The 15973-nt window shown below is 72.2% G+C and carries 18 protein-coding genes and 1 pseudogene; 2 read left to right on the plus strand and 17 right to left on the minus strand.

The annotated features are described in order from the left end of the window. Positions 1–120: 120 nt before the first annotated feature. Positions 121–651, plus strand: a complete 531-nt coding sequence (locus tag QWM81_RS09210) for a murein hydrolase activator EnvC family protein (protein ID WP_290111262.1) — start codon at positions 121–123, stop codon at positions 649–651. A gap of 156 nt (positions 652–807) precedes the next feature. On the opposite strand, the gene QWM81_RS09215 is transcribed toward QWM81_RS09210, so the two are convergent. The 17 genes and pseudogenes from QWM81_RS09215 to QWM81_RS09295 form a co-directional block, all read right to left on the minus strand. Continuing rightward, entirely contained in the window at positions 808–1368 is a 561-nt protein-coding gene (locus QWM81_RS09215) for a TetR/AcrR family transcriptional regulator (RefSeq protein WP_290111341.1), read from the minus strand. Between the two features lie 53 nt (positions 1369–1421). Beyond that, a complete protein-coding gene (gene whiG / locus QWM81_RS09220) occupies positions 1422–2258 on the minus strand; it encodes an RNA polymerase sigma factor WhiG (RefSeq protein WP_290111263.1) in 837 nt (278 codons plus the stop codon). A gap of 277 nt (positions 2259–2535) precedes the next feature. After that, a complete protein-coding gene (gene dprA / locus QWM81_RS09225; RefSeq protein WP_290111264.1) occupies positions 2536–3705 on the minus strand; it encodes a DNA-processing protein DprA in 1170 nt (389 codons plus the stop codon). 245 nt (positions 3706–3950) lie between these two features. Next, entirely contained in the window at positions 3951–5564 is a 1614-nt protein-coding gene (locus QWM81_RS09230) for a YifB family Mg chelatase-like AAA ATPase (protein WP_290111266.1), read from the minus strand. Then, positions 5564–5926: a YraN family protein gene (locus QWM81_RS09235; protein ID WP_290111267.1), complete on the minus strand. Its 363-nt coding sequence runs from the start codon at positions 5924–5926 to the stop codon at positions 5564–5566. The genes QWM81_RS09230 and QWM81_RS09235 overlap by 1 nt, the downstream gene beginning before the upstream one ends. Positions 5927–6266: 340 nt before the next feature. Beyond that, positions 6267–6575, minus strand: a complete 309-nt coding sequence (locus tag QWM81_RS09240) for a DUF2469 domain-containing protein (protein ID WP_005311352.1) — start codon at positions 6573–6575, stop codon at positions 6267–6269. Between the two features lie 55 nt (positions 6576–6630). Continuing rightward, positions 6631–7134 carry an NUDIX hydrolase gene (locus tag QWM81_RS09245; protein ID WP_290111268.1) on the minus strand — a complete coding sequence of 168 codons (504 nt, stop codon included), beginning with the start codon at positions 7132–7134 and terminating at the stop codon, positions 6631–6633. Beyond that, on the minus strand, positions 7127–7921 hold the full coding sequence (gene lepB, locus QWM81_RS09250) for a signal peptidase I (RefSeq protein WP_290111270.1): 795 nt from the start codon (positions 7919–7921) through the stop codon (positions 7127–7129). The genes QWM81_RS09245 and lepB (QWM81_RS09250) overlap by 8 nt, the downstream gene beginning before the upstream one ends. A gap of 59 nt (positions 7922–7980) precedes the next feature. Continuing rightward, positions 7981–9081: a signal peptidase I gene (gene lepB / locus QWM81_RS09255; RefSeq protein WP_435372346.1), complete on the minus strand. Its 1101-nt coding sequence runs from the start codon at positions 9079–9081 to the stop codon at positions 7981–7983. After that, a pseudogene (gene lepB, locus QWM81_RS09260) lies at positions 9023–10057 on the minus strand (signal peptidase I); the annotation flags it as partial. The gene lepB (QWM81_RS09255) and the pseudogene lepB (QWM81_RS09260), both read right to left, overlap by 59 nt. Beyond that, positions 10050–10931, minus strand: a complete 882-nt coding sequence (lepB, locus tag QWM81_RS09265) for a signal peptidase I (RefSeq protein WP_290111272.1) — start codon at positions 10929–10931, stop codon at positions 10050–10052. The gene lepB (QWM81_RS09265) and the pseudogene lepB (QWM81_RS09260), both read right to left, overlap by 8 nt. Positions 10932–10992: 61 nt before the next feature. Further along, the gene (rplS, locus tag QWM81_RS09270) at positions 10993–11343 is read right to left on the minus strand and encodes a 50S ribosomal protein L19 (protein WP_290111273.1); all 351 of its coding nucleotides are present in this window, start codon (positions 11341–11343) and stop codon (positions 10993–10995) included. Between the two features lie 131 nt (positions 11344–11474). Then, positions 11475–12296, minus strand: coding sequence for a tRNA (guanosine(37)-N1)-methyltransferase TrmD (trmD, locus tag QWM81_RS09275; RefSeq protein WP_290111274.1), 822 nt, complete (start codon positions 12294–12296; stop codon positions 11475–11477). Further along, the gene (gene rimM / locus QWM81_RS09280; protein ID WP_290111276.1) at positions 12296–12850 is read right to left on the minus strand and encodes a ribosome maturation factor RimM; all 555 of its coding nucleotides are present in this window, start codon (positions 12848–12850) and stop codon (positions 12296–12298) included. Before rimM ends, trmD begins: the two co-directional genes overlap by 1 nt. 100 nt (positions 12851–12950) lie before the next feature. Further along, the gene (locus QWM81_RS09285; RefSeq protein ID WP_005311361.1) at positions 12951–13190 is read right to left on the minus strand and encodes an RNA-binding protein; all 240 of its coding nucleotides are present in this window, start codon (positions 13188–13190) and stop codon (positions 12951–12953) included. 2 nt (positions 13191–13192) lie between these two features. Further along, positions 13193–13636: a 30S ribosomal protein S16 gene (gene rpsP / locus QWM81_RS09290; RefSeq protein WP_031074686.1), complete on the minus strand. Its 444-nt coding sequence runs from the start codon at positions 13634–13636 to the stop codon at positions 13193–13195. 155 nt (positions 13637–13791) lie between these two features. Then, positions 13792–14421: a hypothetical protein gene (locus QWM81_RS09295; RefSeq protein ID WP_290111277.1), complete on the minus strand. Its 630-nt coding sequence runs from the start codon at positions 14419–14421 to the stop codon at positions 13792–13794. Positions 14422–14980: 559 nt separating this feature from the next. On the opposite strand from QWM81_RS09295, the gene QWM81_RS09300 reads away from it, so the two are divergent. Beyond that, positions 14981–15856, plus strand: coding sequence for a methyltransferase domain-containing protein (locus QWM81_RS09300; protein WP_290111278.1), 876 nt, complete (start codon positions 14981–14983; stop codon positions 15854–15856). Positions 15857–15973 lie beyond the last annotated feature (117 nt).

A 15973-nucleotide genomic window follows, 5' to 3' on the forward strand; every position in this document is an offset into this window, starting at 1 on the left:
CAGAAGAAGTGTACGGGACCTTGGCAGCGGTGGGTGACGGCGCTGTCCACAACCGTCCGGTAGTCCACAGATCCGGCTCATGATCAGCGCGGTTGGGCCCGCCTGCGTCACATTCCGCGCATGCACTTTCCCGTTCTCGCGCTGATGACGCTGACTCTTCTCACCGCCGCCGCCTGGCCGGTGGGCCCGCCGCGCCCGGCGATCGTCCGGGGCTGGGAGCCCCCGGTCTCGGTGTACGGTCCCGGCCACCGGGGCGTGGACCTGGCCGCCCCGCCGGGCACCCCGGTCCGCGCGGCGGCGGCCGGCCGGGTGTCGTTCGCGGGCCCCGTGGCGGGCCGGGGTGTCCTGTCGATCACCCACCCGGCCACGGGCAGCCCGCCGCTGCGCACCACCTACGAACCGGTCCGCGCCCTGGTCCCTGCGGGCACCGAGGTCACGGCGGGACAGGTGGTGGCGGAAGTGACGGGCGCCGGGTCGCACTGCGACGTGCCGACGTGTCTGCACTGGGGCCTGCGCCGGGGCGACACCTACCTCAACCCGCTGTCGCTGCTCCCCCCGCGCCTCCTGGACCGCCCCCCGTCCCGCCTCCTGCCGCTCCCGGACGGCCAAGCCGTGCGGCATGCCCCACCCGGTGCGGTGGGCGCACCGTGACCATCAGCGCGCAGCACGCCCCACCCGGTGCGGGCAGTCGTTCCGCAGGGCGGGGCAGGTGGGCGCACCGGGACCATGAGCGTGCAGCCGTACGCCGGGCCCCGCGCGGCAACGCCCGCACCGGCGAGGGCACCCCCGAGGGCCGGCCCGCGAGAGCTACGCGCCGCGGACGCCGTGCAGGGCCATGGACACCGCCGTGTCCGCGATGGCCGACGGGTCCTCCGCCGCGCCCAGCTCGATCCGCCGCACCGCCGCGTCGACCACGCCCTGGAGGAACATCGCGGCCAGCCGCGGCTGCTCCTGACCCAGCTCCGCCAGCGCCTCGACGATCATGGCGACGAGCCCGCCGTGTGCCGCGCGGATCTTCTCGCGCGCTCCGTCGTCCAGCTCGCTCGCGGAGATGGCGACGACCGCCCGGTGGCGCCGGTCGCCGACGAGTTCCAGCTGCTGCCGCACGTACGCCTCGACCTTGCCCTCGGGCGTGTCCGCCCGCTGCATCGCCGCCTCGACCTCCGCCGCCCACACGGGGAAGTCGACCGCGCACAGTTCCTCGACCACGGCGGCGCGGGAGCGGAAGTACTCGTACACGGACGACCGGGCCAGGCCGGTGCGCTCCGCGAGGGCGGGGAAGGTCAGCGCCTCGGTGCCGCCTTCCGACAGCAGGGAACGCGCGGCGTCCAGCAGGGCGCCGCGCTGCATGGTCCGGTGCTCGGCCACGGAGGCCGCTCGAATCCTGGGCACGGCTCCACTTTACGACCGCCTGTGCGACGTCAGCGTCCTACATCGGCCAGCTTGGCCCGCAGCTGGAGCACCGACTTGGTGTGGATCTGGCTGACCCGGCTCTCGGTGACTCCCAGCACGTTGCCGATTTCGGCCAGGGTCAGGCCCTCGTAGTAGTAGAGCGTGACGACGGTCTTCTCCCGCTCGGGCAGTGTGTTGATGGCGCGGGCGAGCAGCCGCCGCAGCTCGCGGCCCTCGGCGACCTCGACCGGGTCGTCCGCCGCGGTGTCCTCCAGGGTGTCCATGAGGCTGAGCCGGTCGCCGCCGTCGCCGCCGACGTGCAGCAACTCCTCCAGGGCCACCACGTTCGCCAGCGACAACTGGCTGAAAACCGCGTGCAGTTCCTCCAGGGCGATGCCCATCTCCGTGGCAACCTCGCCTTCCGAGGGGGTGCGTCTCAGCTGGGCCTCCAGCGTGGCGTACGCGCGCTCCACGGCCCGCGCCTTCTGCCGTACCGAGCGCGGGATCCAGTCGAGGGCGCGCAGTTCGTCGATCATCGCGCCACGGATCCGGGTGATGGCGTACGTCTCGAACTTGATCGACCGCTCGATGTCGAACTTCTCGATCGCGTCGATGAGTCCGAAGACCCCGGACGACACGAAATCCGCCTGCTCCACATTGGACGGCAGACCGACGCTCACCCGGCCCGCGACGTACTTCACCAGCGGCGAATAGTGCAGGATCAGCTGTTCCCGCAGCCGCTCGTCGCCCGTGTCCTTGTACGACCGCCACAACTCGTCGAGCGACGAAGGTGCGGCCGGGCGCATGGTGCCCCGGGCAGCGGGGGGCACCGCTGCCCGGTCGGACCCGGAGGTGTGCTGGGGCATGCGTCGTCTTGAGCCGTTCTGCTGGGGTGTGAGGGGGACGGGGGATGGGGTCGGAGGGTGGGTTCGGGTATGCGGAGGGGGTAATTCTGGTGAGCGTAGCGTGACTGAGGAGTTGCAGTGAGCGAAGGCCGCTGGATCGTGACTCCTCGCGGGCGTGCCATCGGCCGCATCTTCGAATGGGGCCCAAGGGGCCGACTGCTCACACGTCGGCCCCTCGGATGCCGCCGGAAGAGCTGCCAAGTCATCGGGCATCACCTTTTCACCCGAATGCTCCAGGTCAAGTACCGCCTCGCCGGGCGTTCGGGCGGCGTATGGCGCCGGTCGTCAACTGCCAGTCCTCGCCGTGGCGTTCGACGAACCCGAGGGAGTGGAGTTCGTACAGCCTGCCGAGGGCTTCGTCAACGGTGACACCGGCGTCTCGCGCGATGTCGCTACCCGTGGCTGACCTGCCGCGCGCCGGCAGGGCTTCGAGCACACGTGCGCTGGCCGGGTCGAGCAGGTCCCGGGGCAGGACGGGGCCGCGCCGTGGCGGGGCGAGGTCGCCGATGTCACCGACCAGCTCGGCGACTTCCGCCGCGTCCGTGACCAGCACCGCCTCGCCGCGCAGCAGTTCGTGCACGCCCGCGGAGAGCCCGCTGGTGGCCGGGCCGGGCACGCCCATGGTGAACCGGCCGAGCTGCTGGGCGGCACGGGCGGTCACCAGGGAGCCGCTGCGGTACTCGGCCTCGACGACGACCGTGCCCCGGGTCAGCGCGGCGATCACGCGGTTGCGGAGGATGAACCGGCTCGGTGTGGGGTGCGCGCCCGGCGGCAACTCGCCGATCACCAGCCCCTGTTGAGCGACGCGTTCGAGGAGCTCGGCATGGCCGCGCGGATAGGCGACGTCGACCCCGCAGGCGAGCACCGCGACCGTGGCCCCGCCGACGGCCAGCGTGCCCCGGTGCGCCGCGCCGTCGACGCCGAACGCCGCGCCGGAGACGACGACCCAGCCGCGCTCGGCGAGCCCCGAGGCGAGCGTGGCCGCCATGTGCGCCCCGTACGGTGTGCAGGCCCGCGCCCCCACCACGGCGACCGAGCGCAGCGCCCAGCGGCGCAGGTCGGGCCGCCCCCGCACCCAGAGGCCAACGGGTCGGCCGTCGCCGAGGTCGTCGAGCTGGGTGGGCCACTCGGGGTCACCCGGCACCACGAACCGCCCGCCGACCGCCTCCACGGCCGCGAGGTCCCGTTCCGGCTCGGCCTTGACGGCCCGTATCCGGAAGCCCTGGATCCGCTGCTCACTCGCCCCGGTGAGTGCCCCTTCCTCACACGGCACGGACGTCAGCCGCCGCAGCACCTCCACGGCCCCCAGCTCCCGCAGCCAGCGCCCGCCATGCTCGTCACCCGGTTCGATGACCCGTGTCAGCGCCGCCCGCGCCAACCGCTCCCGGCCCGTCACACCCTCACCCACGCCGCCTCCCCGTCATCCGCACGCCTGCCCCTCCAGGGGGCCTCCCGACTTCGCCTGCCACTCGCCCCGCCAAGGCCCCCGTCGTCCGGTCGGCACCGGCCCCGCCAAGCGGGCCGCCACCGTCCTCCGCCGCTCGCCCCGCCAAGGGGCCGCCTCCCTTCCGCGCGCCCCTTCCGCCCGCGCAGCCGCGGGGGCGCACCGCCGTGTGAGGCCACGGACCGTCGGGGTCGCCGGGTGGGGCCGGCTCACAGGGGCTCCCCGACCGTCAGGGGTACGCCGCGGGCGATGCCGGTTCGCAGTTCCAGTGCCAGGTGGACGTCGCCGGGGCCGGGGCGGTCGCGGCCCGCGAGGTCGGCGAGTGTCCAGGCGACGCGCAGCACCCGGTCGAGCCCCCGCGCGGTGAGCAGGCCGCGCTCGATGTCCCGCTCGGCGGCCGCGAGGGAGCCCGGGGCGACCTGCCAGCGGGTGCGCAGCTCGTGCCCGGGCACCTCGCAGTTGACGTTCCAGGGCGTGCCGTCGAGCCGGGCCGCGGCACGCGCCCTGGCCTCCCGTACACGAACGGCGACCGTCTCGGTGGACTCCCCGCGACCGCCCTGGCCGAGCAGGTCGGCGCGGGTGACCGGCTCCACCTCGACGCGCAGGTCGACCCGGTCGAGCAACGGCCCCGACAGCCGGGCCTGGTAGCGGCGGATCACCGAGGCCGGGCACTCGCAGCCCGCCCCGTGCAATGTGTGCCGCCCGCACGGGCACGGGTTGGCGGCCAGCACCATCAGGAACCTCGCGGGCAGCCGCACCACGCCCGCGCTCCGCGCCACGACCACATGGCCGCCCTCCAGCGGCTGCCGCAGCGCGTCCAGCGCTTTGCCGGAGAACTCCGGAGCCTCGTCGAGGAAGAGCACGCCGCGGTGCGCCAAGGAGACGGCGCCCGGTCTCGGCAGGCCGTTCCCGCCGCCGACCAGCGACTGCATCGTCGCGGAGTGGTGCGGCGCGCAGTACGGCGGCCTGCGCACGAGCGGCTCGCCCGGCGGGAGGATGCCCGCCACCGAGTGCACCGCGGTGACCTCCAGCGCGTCCTGCCGGGTCAGCGGCGGCAGGACGCCCGGCAACCGCTCGGCCAGCATCGTCTTGCCCGCGCCCGGCGGGCCGGACAGCAGCAGGTGATGACCGCCCGCCGCCGCCACCTCCAGGGCGACGCGCGCCGCCCGTTGCCCCGCCACGTCCGCCAGGTCGGGTCCGTCCAAGGGGTCGGCGGCCAGTCCGGTACCGACGCCGGCGCCCGGGACCAGCAGCCCGGCCAGCATGGCGTCGGGCCGCCCCGGTTCGTCCGGTTCCTCCTCAGGCACCGGCTCGTCCGCCAGTACGGCGATCAGCTGCCGCAGCGTGCGGACCCCGAGGACGGAGACGCCCGGCACGAGGGCGGCCTCCGCGGCCGTCCGCTCCGGGACGACGACCTGCTGGTAGCCCGCCTCCGCCGCGGCGAGCACCGCCGGCAGCACGCCCCGCACGGGTCTGACCCGGCCGTCGAGGCCGAGCTCGCCGATGAGTACGAGATCGGCGATGGTGCGCGGGTCGATCCGCTCGGCCGCGCCCAGCACAGCGCACGCAACGGCCAGATCGAAGCCCGAGCCCCCTTTGGGCACGGAGGCCGGGCTGAGCCCCACCGTGAGTTTCTTCTGCGGCCACTCGGCACCCGAGTTCACCACCGCCGCCCGCACCCGGTCACGGCTCTCCGAGAGGCTCTTGTCGGGCAGCCCGACCAGCGCGAAGGCCGCCACCCCCGGTTCCAGGTCCGCCTGGACCTCGACGACCACGCCCTCGACGCCCACCAGCGCGACCGAACACGTCCGCGCGAACCCCATCAGGCCACCCCCCGCACGTGCTCCACCACCGGCGCGCCCCGCCGGGGCACCAGCACCCCGACCAGGTCGATGCGCACCCCGCCCGGCGGTGACCCGCCGTGCCGCTCCAGCCAGCACTGGGCCAGCCGCCTGAGCCGCTCCGCCTTGGCAGGCGTGACCCCCGCCATGGGGTGCTCGAAGCCACCCTCTCTTCGGGTCTTGACCTCGCAGACGACGACCGTGTCGCCGTCCCGGGCGACGATGTCGATCTCACCGGCCCGCCCGCACCGCCAGTTCCGGGCGAGCGTCGCCATTCCGGCCTCGCCGAGCCGGCGTACCGCCAGCTCTTCGCCGTACCGCCCCAGTGCCCCCGTCGCGTTCATTCAGGCACCACCTCCGGCACCGACTGTGACGCGTCGGCGCCGAGCTAGTGGATCTTGGTGGACAACCGACCGGTTGTGGACAACCACGTCGCCCACACCGGTGAACGCACCGCCGCGGCATGCTTGCGAAACGCCTGCTCAGCTCCCGCTGGGCCCAGCCCCGGCCACCCCGAAGCTCCAGGCCGAGCGGCCGGAAACGTCGGACCCTAGCGGCCAGCGCTCCCGGAAGCCTCAGACCCCAGCGGCCAGCGCTCCCGAAGCCGCAGGCCCAGCCGCCCCGAAGCTCCAGGCCCGGCGGCGCCCGGAAGCCTCGGGCACAGCGGCCCGGCGCTCCCCCGGCTCAGCTGCCGGGAAGCTCCAGGTCGGACTTGTTGAGCTCCTCGATGTTCACGTCCTTGAAGGTCAGTACGCGAACCTGCTTGACGAACCTCGCCGGCCGGTACATGTCCCAGACCCATGCGTCCGCCATGGACACTTCAAAGAAAACCTCACCCTGCACCGAGTGGACCTGCATCTCGTAGTCATTGGTGAGGTAGAAACGACGCTCGGTCTCGATCACGTATTTGAACAGACCGACGACATCGCGGTACTCCCGGTAGAGCTTCAGCTCCATCTCGGTCTCGTACTTCTCGAGGTCCTCGGCGCTCATGGCATGTTCCCCTTCAGCCGTGCGTCCCCCTATTGTGCTCCAGTCTCCTGCGCCCCTAGACGATTTCAGGGGCCAGGACCACCGGCGTACTGGGGGGTCCCTCGTCGAGCAGCGTGCGCAGCAGCTCGGCGAGTCGTGTCGGGTACACCGTCTCACGGGCCGCCGACAGTTCGGCGGAGGTCCACCACCTCAGCCCCGCGACACTGCGCGTCTCCAGCTCGGTGAGGTCACCCAGAGCGACCGTCGTCCGCTCCGTACGGGCCAGGTAGTACCACTCGTCCTGGTCCCAGCGCCGCCCGGCGAACGGGAACGAGCAGACCCGCCGCCACACCACCGGCCCGAGCTCCACATCCGTGAGCCCGGTCTCCTCGGCGAGCTCGCGCAGCGCCGCCTCCTCGCGCGTCTCGTCGCCCTCGACACCACCTCCGGGTGTGAACCACCAGGTGTGGGAGGGATCGTCCGGCTCGTACCCGTGCAGCAGCAGGATCCGGTCCGCGGGGTCGAGCAACACCACACGGGCCACCCTGCGCAGCCCGCCCGGGGGCAGTTCCTCAGGCATCGGCACGCCCCTCTCCAGCGGCACGCGCCCCACCCCCGGCCCCAGCGCGCCTCGGCCCACCCCCGGCACCAGCCCCCCGGGCCCGCGACAGCGCCCTCGCGACCGGCCCGTACGCCGCGCCGCCCAGGATCAGCACCGCTCCGACCGCCACCGAGCCGACCACCAGCTTCAGCGGACCGGGCCGCGACACACCGCCCGGCAGCGCCGCGAAGCTCCGGGGCCGGTCCACCATCGCGCCCAGCGGCCATGCCACGGCATCCACCCGCGCGCTCACCGCACTGCGCGGCACCGAGCCGTGCCCAGGGTCCTGGAGGTGGACGCGGGAGTCCTGGGAGCCCATGCGCTCGTCACCGAGCAGAAACAGCTGCCCCTCGGGCACCGCTGCCGTGAAGGCCATCGAGGACGCCGGCCCATTACCCCGCAGATACGGTTCTTCCACCGCCCTGCCGTTGATCGTCAGCCGCCCCGCGCCGTCGCAGCAGGCGACCTTGTCGCCGCCCACGCCGACCACGCGCTTGACCATCGGCAGATCTCCCCACGTCGAGTCCTTGAAGACCACGACGTCACCGCGCCGCACCTCGGCGCCGTCGATGCGCTGCGCCAGCACCCGCTCCCCCGCGTCCACGGTCGGGGACATCGAGTCGGTGGGGACCGTATAGGGCTGGTACTGGACGGCTCCCCAGACGAACCCGCCGAGGAAGAGCACACAGCCGACGGCCACGGCCAGTCCCGACAGCGCGCTGCCGAGACGGCCGCGGCCGTCACCCGTTGTTACGCTTCCGCTCATCCCAGCGCTCCCCACTTTCGGAGATCGACGACCTGGGACGGCACCCTACCCGCGGTGCCCTACCGGGCGGTACGGCCGCCGGACAGGGCCCTATCACCGGCGTCGGCCGCCGACCGCTTGCGCCGCCACAGCACCACCGGCAGCGCACCCACGAGCCCCAGCGCCCCCGGACCGGCCATCGAAGCCGTCGCCGAAGCCGTGGCCGATACCGCCGCCGTCGCAGCGGCCGCCGCGCTCAGTCCCGGCTGGTCGAAGGTGTCCGGCACCGGCAGGGTGGACCAGCGGGTCAGCGGCCAGGCCACCACGACCGCGCGCCCGACGACCTGGTCGTTGGCGACCGTGCCGCTGCCCGGAAGCTCCTGGTGGTAGCGGGAGTCCAGCGAGTTCTGGCGGTTGTCGCCCATCACCCAGATACGGCCCTCGGGCACCTTGATCGGTCCGAACGGCTCGTCGTCGCACGGCGTGGAGCCGGGGTGGATGTACGAGGTCTCGTCCAGCGGCTTGCCGTTGACGATGACCTTGCCGCCCTTCTTGCAGCTCACCGTGTCGCCACCGACCGCGATGACCCGCTTGATGAGGTCCTTCTCCTCCGCGGACGGCATCAGGCCGATGAAGCTCAGGAACTTCTGCACCACGTTCGGCTCGGGGGTGGGCTCGCCCTCCAGCCAGCCGCCCGGGTCGTGGAAGACGACGACCTCGCCGCGATCCGGCTCCGAGCCGAACCACGGGGTCAGCTTGTCGACCAGCACCCGGTCACCACGCTGCAGGGTGTTCATCATCGAGTCGGAGGGGATCGAGAACGCCTGCACCAGGAAGGTCTTGATCAGCAGCGCGAGCAGCAGCGCGATGCCGATCAGCAGCGGCAGTTCCTTCCAGAAGGAACGCGGCTTCTTCGGCGCCCGGGGACCGTCGTCCTCGGCGGTGTCGCCGTCAGCCGGACCGGTCGCGGACGGGGGCTCCCCGCCGGACCCCGAACCGGAGCCGGGGCCGGTGCCGAACCCCGAACCGGAGCCGGGGCCGAGGCCCGAACCGGAGCCGGGGCCGGTGCCGGGGCCCGAACCGGACCCGGAGCCCGAACCGGAGCCGGAAGAGGGAGCCTCGCCGTACTCCTCCGGCCTCTCCTCGGGCCCGTCGTGTCCGGATCGCGCGCCCACCGCCACATCCCCCACATCCACTCCTCACTCCGTGCAACCGCCTGCCCCACAGCAGGGGCAGGCCCACCACTCCCATAACGAGCGGGAGTTCCGCAGGGGTCGGGAGCCCGGTCAATCCGTTCACATTCCGAGAGGACACACTATGCGACGCGCCGAGGGCCGTCGCAGTCCGTGCCGGGGAGTCCGGCACGGAGGCGAAGGTGTCGGGTTCCTCCAGCCTGCGCCAGTGGTCGAACGGCCAGGCGATGAAGACCGCCTGCCCGACCACCTCCTCCTCCGACACCGTGCCCTGAAACCGCTCGTTCAGGTGGAACCGCGAATCGGCCGAGTCGGAGCGGTGGTCGCCCAGCACGAAGATCCGCCCCTCGGGAACCTTCACGTCGAACTTGATGACGGAGGGAACGTCCCCGGGATGCACGTACGGTTCGGTGAGCGGTACGCCGTTGACGGTGACCCGGCCCTCCGTGTCGCAGCACATGACCGTGTCCCCGCCGACCGCGACGACCCGTTTGATCAGGTCCTGTTCGTCGTCGGAGGGCAGCAGGCCGATGAAGGTCAGTACCTGCTTGACCTGCTTGACGCCCACCGGGTCGTCCTTCTTGGGCGTCTGCTCCTGCCGCAGCCAGCCGCCGGGGTCCTTGAAGACGACGACGTCGCCGCGCTGCGGCTTCGAACCGAACCAGGGCGTGAGCTTGTCCACCAGTACCCGGTCGTCAATCCTGATCGTCTGCTCCATGGAGCCGGACGGGATCACGAAGGCCTGCACCAGGAAGGTCTTCAGTACGAGCGCGATGAGCAGCGCCACGGTGATGAGGAGGGGAATCTCCTTGATGGCCGAACGGCGCCGGCGGCGCTTCACCTTGCGGGCCAGCTTGCGCCGTTCCGCGCGCCCCGGCAGCGGCCGGGCGCCGTCGGTCGGCCGTGATCCGGTGGGCAGCCGCGTATCGGCCCGGTGGCTGCCCTGCTTGCCGCGGTTACCCATGGCCCGCGCCCGGGGTCCCCGCTCGCGGTACGTCGCGGAAGGCGTCCGTCGGCCGCACCGTGGACCAGCGCCCGAACGGCCAGCCGATCCAGTCGGCCCGCCCGATCACCATCTCCACGGGCACCACGCCGCCGCCCGGGTCGCCCAGGTGGTCGCGGGAGTCGCGGGAGTGGCTGCGGTGGTCACCCATGACCCAGAGGGTGCCGTGCGGCACGACGATGTCGAAGGGCACCTGCGAGGGCGCGTCGCCGAGGTACAGGTAGTCCTCGTCCACGGGTACGCCGTTCACCTCGACCTGTCCCCCCTTGTCGCAGCACGTCACGCGGTCGCCTCCCACCCCCACCACACGCTTGACGAAGTCGGTGTCGGCGGGCTCGGCGAGGCCGAGGGCCGCGGCCGCCCCGTGCAGCAGCCCGGCGACCGGGTTCTGCTCCGGCGCCTCGCGGACGAAGGAGCCGGTGCCGTCGAAGACGACCACGTCCCCGCGCGCGGGGACGGAACCGAAACGGTACGCCACCTTGTTCACCAGGACGCGGTCCCCGATACGGAGAGTGGGTTCCATGGAGCCGCTGGGGATCTGGAAGGGCTGGACCACGAAGTGGCTGAGGAGCAGCAGGAAGACGGCACAGGCCAGCCCGATCAGCCCCGGCCTGCGCCACACGCCCCCGGAGGGCCGGGAGAACGCGGAGAACCGGGAGGGGAACGGAGAGGGCCGGGAGAACGCGGACAGCCGGGAGAACGCGGAGAGCCGGGACAGGGGGGAGAGCCGCCAGAGGGGGGAGAACCGGTCGCCGGTCCCGGAACGCACGGAGCGCGACCGTTCCTCCGTGTCGGAGGAGCGGTCGCGCTCTGTGTGCTGTGCTTCGGTGTCCATCGCAGCCAGATGGTATCCGGCCGCCCCAGGGACCTCCGCGCGACGGAGGGTGAGCCGAGGCTCAGTTGTCGCGCTTCTCCTTGATCTTGGCAGCCTTGCCGCGCAGCTCGCGCAGGTAGTACAGCTTGGCGCGACGGACGTCACCGCGGGTCACGAGCTCGATCTTCTCGAAGATCGGGCTGTGCACCGGGAAGGTGCGCTCGACGCCGACGGAGAAGGAGACCTTGCGGACCGTGAAGGTCTCGCGGACGCCGGCGCCCTGGCGGCGGATGACGACGCCCTTGAACTGCTGGATACGGGAGCGGTTGCCCTCGATGACGCGAACGTGGACGTTCACGGTGTCGCCGGGGCGGAACGCGGGGACGTCCGTACGCAGCGACGCGGCGTCGACGGAGTCGAGCAGGTGCGACATATGTGTCTGCTTCCTCGCTGATGCCACAGGTCATCAGCGGAATATCGTGATGAGAAAAGGGGTGCTGATCGCGTCGGGCGGGCGTCGTGTCCCCCTGTGGCAGGGGCGCACGCCGGACGTACAGCAGCGGCCTATTCTTCCATGGCCTGGGGCCTGCGCCAAAATCGGCCACCGGGCTCCGGTGCCCAGCCGAGCAGGGAGAGCGTTTCACGGTCCTTCTTGTCGAAGGCCGAGGGCTCGCAACGCTCGATCAGGTCGGGCCGGTTGAGCGCGGTTCTGCGCAGCGCCTCGTCCCGCCGCCAGCGTGCGATCTTCCCGTGGTGCCCGCTGAGCAGGACATCGGGGATGCCGCGGCCGCGCCACTCGGGGGGCTTGGTGTAGACGGGGCCTTCCAGCAGGTTGGCCATCGCGCCGGGGGCGAAGGAGTCGTCCCGGTGGGATTCGGCGTTGCCGAGGACGCCGGGCAGCAGCCGCGCCACGGCTTCGGTGATGACCAGTACGGCGGCCTCGCCACCCGCCAGCACATAGTCGCCGATGGACACCTCGTACACGGGTATCCGGGTGGCGTACTCGTCCATGACACGGCGGTCGATGCCCTCGTACCGCGCCGGGGTGAAGATCAGCCAGGGGCGCTGGGACAGCTCGACGGCGAGTTCCTGGGTGAAGGGCCGCCCGCTGGGGGTGGGGACCACCAGGACGGGTCCGTGCGCGCCGGTCTCGTACCCGCCGGCCAGCACGTCGTCCAGGGCGTCGCCCCAGGGCTCGGTTTTCATGACCATGCCGGGGCCGCCGCCGTAGGGGGTGTCGTCCACCGTGTTGTGCCGGTCGTAGGTCCAGTTCCGGAGGTCGTGGACGTGGACGTCGAGCCGGCCACGCGCGCGTGCCTTGCCGACGAGCGAGACGTTCAGCGGCTCCAGGTACTCGGGGAAGATGGTGACGACGTCGAGCCGCATCAGGACTCGTCCTTGCCCTCGTCACGGGCGGAGGCGATCTCGGCGCGGTCGTCGATGAGCCCCGGCGGCGGGGTGATGACGGCCCTCTGCTGCTCCAGGTCGATGTCGCGGACGATTTCCTCGACGAAGGGGATCATGACCTCACTGCCGTCGGGCCGCTCGACCACGAACAGGTCCTGGGAGGGCAGGTGGGAGATCTCGGTGATCCGCCCGACCTCGGTGCCGTCCGCGAGGACGACGTCCAGGTCCATCAGCTGGTGGTCGTAGAACTCGTCGGGCTCTTCCGGGCGCTCGTCCGGGTCCACGTCGGCGATCAGCAGGGTGTTGCGCAGCGCCTCGGCGGCATTGCGGTCCCGTACGCCCTCGAAACGCAGCAGCAGCCGACCGCTGTGTACGCGGCCGGTCTCGATGGTCAGCGGTCCGGCGGACGCCGGGTCCGTGGCCAGGACGGCGCCCGGCGCCAGCCGCAGCTCGGGCTCGTCCGTGCGCACCTCGACGGTGACCTCGCCCTTGATGCCATGTGCGCGGCCGATCCGTGCGACTACCAGCTGCACGTCTTCAACTCTCCTGTCGTGTGCCTACGGCATTACTTCGCAGACGACTACGGGCCGGGGCGGGCCGTAGCCCTCCCCGGCCCGTGCCGGTGTTCAACTCTCAGCGGACCTGGTCCACGTCGACGAGGTCGACCCGGATGCCACGGCCGCCGATGGCGCCCACGACGGTGCGCAGAGCGCGCGCGGTGCGGCCGTTGCGGCCGATCACCTTGCCGAGGTCGTCGGGGTGGACCCGGACCTCAAGCACACGCCCTCGGCGCAGGTTGCGCGAGGCCACCTGCACATCGTCGGGGTTGTCGACGATGCCCTTCACGAGGTGCTCGAGAGCCTCCTCGAGCATGCTCAGGCCTCGGTCGACTCGGTGGACGCGGCTTCCGCCTCGTCCGCCTTCTTGTCGGCCTTCTTCGCCTTCGGGGTGATGGCCTCACCCTTGGCCTCGTCGCCCTCGAGCGCCTTGGCGAAGGCGTCGAAGGAGGCGCGCTTGTCTTCCTTGGTCGCCGGGGCGAGCAGCGGCTTCTCCGGGGCCGGCAGGCCCTTGACCTTCTGCCAGTCGCCGGTGAGCTTCAGGATCGCGAGGACCGGCTCGGTCGGCTGGGCGCCGACGGACAGCCAGTACTGCGCACGCTCCGAGTCGACCTCGATGCGCGAGGGGTTCTGCACCGGGTGGTACAGGCCGATCTCCTCGATGGCCCGGCCGTCACGGCGGGTACGGGAGTCGGCGACGACGATGCGGTAGTGAGGCGAACGGATCTTGCCCAGACGCTTCAGCTTGATCTTGACTGCCACGGGTGTGGTGTCTCCTGGTCTTGACGTGGTTGGGCACGACGAGATGCCGCGTGGGGTTGCGGTACTCGAGTGCCCGATGGACGCGTCAGCCGGAGGAGAGAGGGGTCCTGTTCGACTGTCGAGTACAGCTAGCCATTGTGCCACACCACGCCGGGTCAGCTCGCCGCGCCCACGGTCTCCGGAATGCGGAACGGCTTCCCGCAGCCGCCGCACACGATGGGCGCCTGCGCGAGGACCGAGGGCACGACCCGTACGTTGCGACCGCAGTCGCACACGGCCTTGACCCGCACGCCACCACCGGACGAGCCGTGCCGGGCGGCCGGCCCCCGGAAGGAGCGCTTGGTGTCGCCGGCCGTGGCGGCCGTGTGCGCCTTGAGGGCGCGCTGCAGCCGCTCGATGGTCGGGCGGTACCGGCGCTTGGCCTCGGGGCTGAGCGTGACCAGGGAGAAACCGCTGCTGGGGTGCGGCTCCTCGGGGTGGTTCAGGCCCATCTCCTCGGCGATCGCCAGGAATCTGCGGTTGTGATAGCGACCGGCGCGTGAGGTGTCGCGGACCCCTCGCGCGGCGGCGATGCCGTGGACTGCCTCATGGAGCAGTCGCTCGAAGGAGAGCTCGGCGCCACATGCGGACGACGACTCTCCGATCAGGGATTCGGGCGCGGCAAGATCGGGCAGCTCGGGGTGGTGCCGCTGAATGTCGGCCCACGCCTGTGCCAGCTCTGCGGCGAGAACAGGTGGTGTCGTGCTCACGTCGTGACAACGAGCCGGAGTGCCCGCGGGTTCCATTCCGGGGCATCCCAAATAATTTGCACGTACCAGTCAGTTGGCATTGTTGCGTCCTGACGAGGGCCAGTGCGCTGATCTGCGGAGAAGCCACAACAAGCTGGTACGTACCGGCGCGTACGCCCCGGCGCGAACGCATCCTGTGCGCGCCCCGCGTCAAGCGGGCCGCAGCGGCGGCGGTGGGCCGGTCCCTGGGGGCGCCCGCAAGAGTCCATGCCCCGCAGCCGCCCAGGAGACCGACAGTACCCGGGCCGTCCCCGGCGCACGGCACCGGCCCGGGGGCCCGGCCACGGCGGCCGGGCCGCCGGGCGGGAAAGCGCGGCGGGACCTGGGACGTTGCCCTGCCATGGCGGGATTCGCGGTGCGGCTCCACTATGGGAGGTGGTTCGCGCCGCTCTCGGGGGCGCACAACCGGGGCACGCAAGCATTGCTCCCCGACCCCTGGACTTGGGGCCGGATGCGGAGTTCCCTGGCTACGGGGAGTGCGAGCGCACGTACACGGGGGCTGTCAATCAGGGCACAGACGCACAGATGGACCTCTCGGCGGATTGGGGCGCTTTCGATGACACCTATGCTCGTCCAGCACCACCCCCACCCGGCCTCGGCCCCTCCGGCTACGGATGCGCCCGGCCGTGCCCGCGACTGGGCGGAGATCCAGGAACGGATGCTGGTTCCGCTCTACGAAGCGGTGTACGAGCATCTGGAGGTCGGCAGCGGGACGCGGCTGCTGGGACTCGGTTGCGGCTCAGGGCTCGCCCTGCTGATGGCCGCCGCGCGCGGCGCGCAGGTGACGGGCGTCGACACGGACCACGCGCGCGTGGACCTGGCCAGGAAACGGCTGCTGCCCGATGCGGGCGGGCACGACCCGGCCGGGCACGCGCCCCAGCGCTGCGGCGAGACGAGGCTGCTGTACGGCGGTCCCGCCGACGCGGCGGATCCCACCCGTCCGGCCTACAACCTGATCACGGCCTTCCAGCCGATCGGCTGCACCGCGGGCGACTCCGACGGGCTGGCACCCGCCCTCTCGGCGGCCGTACGGATGGCCGAGCGGGGCAGCGCGGTGGTGCTGGCGGGCTGGGGACCGCCCGAGCGGTGCGCCACGTCGGCGGTACTGCGGGTGGCGGGCCGGCTGACCGAGCGGCTGCGCACGGCCGCGACCTGGCGCCCGGCGCTCCGGGACGACCTGGAGGACGTGGCCGCGCGGGCGGGGCTGAGGCCGGACGGTTCGGGACGGGTGGCGTGCCCGTTCGGGTACGCGGACACGGACAGCGCCGTACGGGGACTGTTCTCGACCGGCCTGTTCGACGCGGCGGTGGCCGCCTCGGACCAGGCGACGGTGGAGAAGGAGGTCACCGAGGCCCTCCACCCGCACGTGCGCCCCGACGGGACGGTGTGGATGCCCAACGTGTTCCGCTACCTCGTCGCCAGGACGCCCTGACCCCGTCGCCCCCGTGGGGCCCGTTGGACCCGTCTTCCGGGCCCGTCGCCCCCGTGGGGCCCGTTGGATGTGCCCAGGACGCCCGGGGAGCCCCCACCAGGACTCTCCCGGCCCCTG

Source organism: Streptomyces ficellus, from assembly GCF_030406405.1.
In the GTDB taxonomy this organism is placed as follows: domain Bacteria; phylum Actinomycetota; class Actinomycetes; order Streptomycetales; family Streptomycetaceae; genus Streptomyces; species Streptomyces ficellus_B.